This is a genomic window from Mesorhizobium sp. M0184 (genome assembly GCF_040322215.1).
Classification (GTDB): Bacteria; Pseudomonadota; Alphaproteobacteria; order Rhizobiales; family Rhizobiaceae; genus Mesorhizobium.
Map to the genome: position 1 here is coordinate 1 of NZ_JAMYSZ010000077.1, position 5,661 is coordinate 5,661.

General features: G+C 57.8%; 3 protein-coding genes and 4 pseudogenes. 4 read left to right on the plus strand and 3 right to left on the minus strand.

The features are described from left to right. Nucleotides 1-489: 489 nt before the first annotated feature. Nucleotides 490-643 (minus strand): annotated as a pseudogene (locus tag NKJ23_RS34200) (transposase); the annotation flags it as partial. Nucleotides 644-656: 13 nt separating this feature from the next. On the opposite strand from NKJ23_RS34200, the pseudogene NKJ23_RS34205 reads away from it, so the two are divergent. Beyond that, nucleotides 657-750 (plus strand): annotated as a pseudogene (locus NKJ23_RS34205) (transposase); the annotation flags it as partial. A 590-nt stretch (nt 751-1,340) separates the two neighbouring features. On the opposite strand, the gene NKJ23_RS34220 reads toward NKJ23_RS34205, so the two are convergent. Further along, complete coding sequence (locus NKJ23_RS34220) at nt 1,341-2,558, minus strand: ATP-grasp domain-containing protein (RefSeq protein WP_352685130.1); 1,218 nt, start codon at nt 2,556-2,558, stop codon at nt 1,341-1,343. Nucleotides 2,559-2,852: 294 nt separating this feature from the next. Between NKJ23_RS34220 and NKJ23_RS34225 the strand changes: the two are divergent. The 3 genes and pseudogenes from NKJ23_RS34225 to NKJ23_RS34235 form a co-directional block, all read left to right on the plus strand. After that, nucleotides 2,853-3,201: pseudogene (locus tag NKJ23_RS34225) on the plus strand (helix-turn-helix domain-containing protein); the annotation flags it as partial. Between the two features lie 121 nt (nt 3,202-3,322). Continuing rightward, nucleotides 3,323-3,568 carry a transposase gene (locus NKJ23_RS34870; RefSeq protein ID WP_502902618.1) on the plus strand — a complete coding sequence of 82 codons (246 nt, stop codon included), beginning with the start codon at nt 3,323-3,325 and terminating at the stop codon, nt 3,566-3,568. Nucleotides 3,569-3,815: 247 nt separating this feature from the next. Next, on the plus strand, nt 3,816-5,177 hold the full coding sequence (locus NKJ23_RS34235) for a hypothetical protein (protein ID WP_352685132.1): 1,362 nt from the start codon (nt 3,816-3,818) through the stop codon (nt 5,175-5,177). A 64-nt stretch (nt 5,178-5,241) separates the two neighbouring features. On the opposite strand, the pseudogene NKJ23_RS34240 reads toward NKJ23_RS34235, so the two are convergent. Then, nucleotides 5,242-5,438, minus strand: a pseudogene (locus NKJ23_RS34240) (IS3 family transposase); the annotation flags it as partial. Nucleotides 5,439-5,661 lie beyond the last annotated feature (223 nt).

A 5,661-nucleotide genomic window follows, 5' to 3' on the forward strand; every position in this document is an offset into this window, starting at 1 on the left:
AAGACAACCATGCACCCGGCAGCGTCGTCTCGACGCAATTACATGCTTGACGTCCCAGCGGCGATTAGACAACCCCATCACTATCGAGCCGACCGCGGATAATGCGTTTGGAAGCCGCGGTCGGTCTCACGGCAGAAACCGAGCTTCGTGCGGTTTGGTCATTTCCATCTTCCGCGGGATGGCGGGGAAGGCCGTGGCGATTTAGGCTCGACGGTGTGTCCGAGGCGCGGGGGACTGGGTTCGCCAGTTGGTCTGCGTCCAGAGTGGGGTTGGGAGACGCTCTTGGGCTCTGGCGACTGTTTTATTTGGGCGCAGCAGCTGGGGCGGTCGCGTTGCTGGCGATGACCAGGCGGATCACTTTGTCTGGCGGCGCGCGAAGGTCCGGCGGCGACTGCGGGAGACGCCGATAAGGGTGAGAGCATGGCGATGCGCAGCGTGTCATGAGGTGTCTGGCCATGTTGGGGCTTTACGTGGCAACGGACCGAGGACACGATGGCCGTTGGCCAAGAGCCCGTAGTGGCGGATGCGATGGAATCCGTCAGGAAGAACGTGCAGCAGGAAGCGCGGGATGAACTCGTGGGCGCTCAAGGTCATGAGCTCTTGGGCTGTCGTGGTGGCGATAATCCTTCCAGCGGAAGCCAACCTTTCCCTGGATCGAGTGGGTCGTCTTCGCCAAGCCCGTTCGGCGGTCCCGAACAGGTCCTCGCCTTCCTTGGTCGCTACACCCATCGCGTCGCCATCGCCAACAGCGGTGGTGCTTTCAGATGGGTCGCGTCGATCATCAGTTGGTGGGCTTCCCGCCCTTCACCGCGAACGCGGCGAAAATCTTGTTGAACACGCCCAGCCTGCTCCCTGCTCCAGGGAATGAAGCGATTGTAGATCGTCTTGTGTGGACCGTATTCCGCAGGCGCGTCGCGCCACCGCAGGCTTCCTAATCACAAAGGTGGTGCCGCTGATGATCCAACGATCATCGACACGAGGCACCCCGTGGGACAGCGGAAAATCTGGCTTGATGCGGCGCATCTGCGCTTCCCGACGGCCAGATCAAATCACTCTTGACAGCGTCTCCCTACGCCATCATTGAATCAAGCGATTGCTATCCCCCCAAGCGATTTAATACGTCCTGGGCCTAGAAGGCGCTTGACTTCAAACCGCCGAATAGAGAAGCCAATCGGTGAAGGCTTCGGCCCCTGGCTATGGCGCGGGCAAGAAGATCGTCGGCCGCAAGCGCTGGGGTCAACCATCTGTTCGTCGACGCGGCCTACGATCGGCTCAAGCTCATGGGCAAGGCCGCCCATGTCGACTTCGTCATTGAGATCATCCGGGGCCGCTGTTTGTTCCTATTCGGTCGGGAATGGTGTGATCGACCAACTGATTAAGTCGACGGCACGCTGAACGATCGCCTTGGTCTGAGCAAGGCTAGGTGAAAGGGCGACGACTGATCCCATAGAGTCTCGGTAATCGCCTTTCCTGACGATCGGCGTCTTGGGTTGAACAATAAATTTGACCTCGACGACACCTGGTACGGCAGCCGCCCGGCTGCCGCCATCGATCCAATTGAGGATGCCATCGCGATCAGGAACTAAGGACCGCCAGGCCACAGTCTGCGAATGCCTTTTGCGCAAATCCCATTCCTCGCCGATGACAAGCTTGAGGTGCTCGGTGATGAGATCGACGCCGTAACCCAGCTGAATCAGTTGAGGATCCACACCCGGCATGCGCGGATTGACTTCAATGACGACTGGGCCACGATTCGTCCACCGGAGTTCAATGCAGGTTGGCCCCCAGCCAAGGTCGAGAGCTCGCAAACATCTCAACGAAACACCGGCGATGCGTTTATACTCGTCATCATTCAGCGGGGCCGGAAAGGTGTATTCACGAAAGACGAAATGCGGTGGGGGGCCAAACTCAGCGGCTGCAATCGCAATGACCTCATTTCCCATTATGTCAGCGCAGTAGTGTGGGCCTTGTGCGAATTCTTCGATCAGTATCCTCGGCGTAGACCGCCATATGTGCCTGCCGCCCAACAGATAGGTGGTATGTTCGGCTACCTCATCGGCGTTTCGGCACAATCGGACACCGATGCTGCCGATGCCTACGGCTGGCTTCAGAACCACCGGCAGGCCGATCTCCGCGGCAGCGAATTCTACATCCATCGCATTCGCCGCCAAGCGATAAGCAGGTATTGGAACACCGGCGTCCGCAAGGAGCTGACGTTGAGTGAATTTGTTGCAGCATCGTTCAATGGATTCGGGGTTCGGTCCCGGTAGATCGAAATGCCGGCAGAGCTTGCCAACTGTCGCATAGACCGCCTCCCTGGCGCTCGTAATGCCAGCAATATCATAGGTCGCACGTAGCCGGGAACATTCGCGGATCAGCGCATCGAGATTGTCTGTATCAACCCGGATTGCCTCAACGCTTTCGGCCGCAAGATAGTCGTACTGAGCTGGATCAGCCGACAGGATGATTGGATGAAGACCAAGACACTGGGACGCTTGGACGTATAGCGGACCATTATACTTTGCATATTCAACCAGAATGAGCGCTCTTCTTGCCATGGCAGTTGCCTCCGACGTTGCGGCCTGTGCGGCGGTCTGAGCGCAAATGGCGTCAGGTCGTTATCCGTACCTGCTCAGGCTAGCCCGATGAACGTACCATGTCAGCGGCCCTGCGGCCGTAAAGATTCTGTAAGTTTAGTTTAAGGATCTGTTGCACACTTTCGTTGCCGGCGGTGTGGCACGGAGCGTCTCGACGATTTCGGAGGGTTGCGATTTTCAGGGGACGCTAGTCATCTGGAACTGAAGTTCATTTCATTATAGGGTTATGCTCGCGACTGAAGAAGGAGCGAGGGGATGGCCAATGCGACGGGACGGCCGATCTCGCCGCTGGTGTTGAGTGCGGATGAGGGGCCTATCTTGAGCGCGTCAGGTTCGCCGGCGTCGTGTGGCGCGGTCCATGCTGAACGATGCCGGATCATTCTGCGGTGCGCAGATGGCCTTCCCAGCAAGTCCGTGGCAGCCGAGCTCGGCGATCATGAGCATACCGTCGGCAAGTGGCGGCGGCGCTTTTTGAAGCAGCGCCCTGCTGGATGAAGCGCGCCTTGGCAGTCCGCGCACAATCGATGACGATCAGGTCGCTGCCGCGATCGAGCGCACGCCGCGATCGGCCCCGGCGGACGCCACCCACTGGTCGATCCACTCACGACGGCAAAGGCAGACCGCTGATGATGCTGCTGAGAGCCAGAGGCAGATGAGCGACTACAAAGGCGCTGCCCTCATGATCGATGCTTTGCCCGGGCCAAAGCCTTACGGCGACAGGGGCTATGACGCCGACTGGTTCCGCGAGCCCTCGCATAGCGCAGGATCACCCCCTGCATGCCGTCAAAGGTCAACCGAAAGGTGCCGATCCCGCACGACGCCGCACTCTATCGCCTGCGCTTCGGATCGAGAACATGTTCGGCAGGCTCAAGGATTGGCGGCGCATCCACACTCGCTATGACCGCTGTGTGCGCACCTTCATGTCTGCCATCTGCATCGCCGCCACCGTCATCTTCTGCATTAATCAATGAGTCCTAAGCTAAATGCCATCTGCCGGTGACGCCATAAATCTTTACAAAGACTTTAAATTTTGTTTCGCCTATCTATGATATAGTGCTGTCTTGCCCTTGGTGTTTGCGGTTTTGGGCGCAAGTTACTTTACCTGCTATCGCCCTCCGCTGTACCGAATCACCTGCAGCGATTGGGTACAGCGTGTACATATTGGCTGTTTACAGTTGTTTCGCTTGCACAGTCGACTGCGACGGATTGGAGGCAGTAGTGGATTGGATATCCGTTTTAGACACCTATTCTCCGGCAGTCGCACAGCAGTTGCGCGACAACGCACCCCGCCGGCTGGGTGACTATGCACGTAGTATGGTAGAAGGGGTGCCTGGATCGCCGATGTTGAGACGAATCGGGCGTCGTCACTTCGAGACGGCAGTTGCTCGCGTTCATGGGGAACGCCTCGGTATGAGCGTCTTGCAAAACGCCTTGCAGGAGTTCTGGACTGCGCCAGTGTTGCACTCAGGGCCACACGTCCAACTTTATGCCGAGGAACTTACGTTCACGATGGTCGCCTTTGCGCACATCGCGGCACTTCACTCTGGACAGCGGTTCACGTGGTTACTGCCGTGTTCCACCATCACCATGGAATCCGGTCGATTCCAGGGTCCGGGATGGCTGACCATCGAATCTGTCCCAATCAACGTCTTCGGCCTGTCCCGGCGGTGCCTGGCGAGAAGCAGTGTTTGTGCTTTAGGCGGGCCCCTGGAGTTTCGACTGGAACCGCCCGCCGACCGAGCGCCCAGCGGTGCAACGAGCTTGCGCCAATGGCTGGGTGGCAAAACATATGAGAGCGCCAGCGTCGCCTTTCACGAGGCAAATCGACAGCTCCTCAAGCTCTGGATGCGCAAAAAAGATACGCGGCAAATCGTGCTGGATGACGATTTCGCCGTCGAACTTGTGATTGAGCATCTGCAAGATCGCGACAGCATTCTCACTCGTTGCTTATTCGATCGCGATCGCTGTCAGCGGCTGCACGACGTTATCCGTCGACTGCAATCGGAATTGCCCGCTGCTTTAGTTCGCTACCCGACCGACATGTTTTGGCTTGTTCGTAACGGAAGAACCCGAAAGTTGCGTCTGGTTGACAACCGACTAGTTGAGGACGGGACGGATAGTGGACGCGATTCCGTCCCGATGGACCTGCCGGTCATTCTAGAGATGCTGCGACAGCGAAAGCTCTACCCAAACACCTACATCATCTTCTTTGCCTCGGCGATCCTAACGGGCTCGCGTCTCCTTGGCGGAGTCAGACAAGCTTTATATATGAACGGTCTTACGAGATCGTTCAGTGAAGTTCTGTCCGCGAGGGATGCAGATGAACGAGCTGTCCTGCGTGTGCTGCATGATCCCACTCTTCATGGCTGGGTGGCTGGCGCGGCTTGGGCTAACGCTGACGATTGGCGCCAGTTACTTGATTTTTCCCAGGCGCAAGGAGCTTTGGATAAAGTCATTGACCGATTGGCCGGTGAAACCCTGCAGGCGGCGTCGGCCGACTTTCAGCGTATCCGCTGTAGCCGGGAGATCGCGACACTGAGCCATCCTAACTCCGCTGAATCTGCCGGCGTAGCAGTCTAATGCCTGAAACCAGTGTGGATGAAGGCTGATAAACATATGGCTAAAGGATTGCTTTGGTCCCCGACTAGATGATTAGTTCCAAGGTTTGATGGGTCGGATCGAGCCTGAATCGTTCGGTCTCTTTTGTCCAGGTTGTGCAGAGTACTCAAAAGGCGTGAGGCCCTTGAGGGCCTTCGGTCGGCGGCCGAAATTGTAGGCTGAGACAAAGTCGGCGAGATGCTGGCGCAGGTGGTCATGGCTTTCGTAGTAGAAGCGCTGCGTTCGAGCTGGCCGTTATCCGGTATGTGATCTGTGGTGCCTTTTCGTCCTGCTGTTCTTGTTTTGGAACGGCCTTATGGTGAGCCCATCCGGGACGTGGGGCACCGGGAGCACGAAGGTGCAGGCAGGCCGTCAATAGATCGTGGGCTGAGAGCCCGAGCTCGTTACATGGCCGCCCCTCGCGACTTTCCCGGATGCGCTGCGAGCGCGGATCAGTAGATGTCGT

Bases quoted from the DNA above. Each gene is read 5' to 3' on its own strand.
- NKJ23_RS34220 (WP_352685130.1), bottom strand. From the start codon at position 2,558: ATGGCAAGAAGAGCGCTCATTCTGGTTGAATATGCAAAGTATAATGGT.
- NKJ23_RS34870 (WP_502902618.1), top strand. From the start codon at position 3,323: ATGACGCCGACTGGTTCCGCGAGCCCTCGCATAGCGCAGGATCACCCC.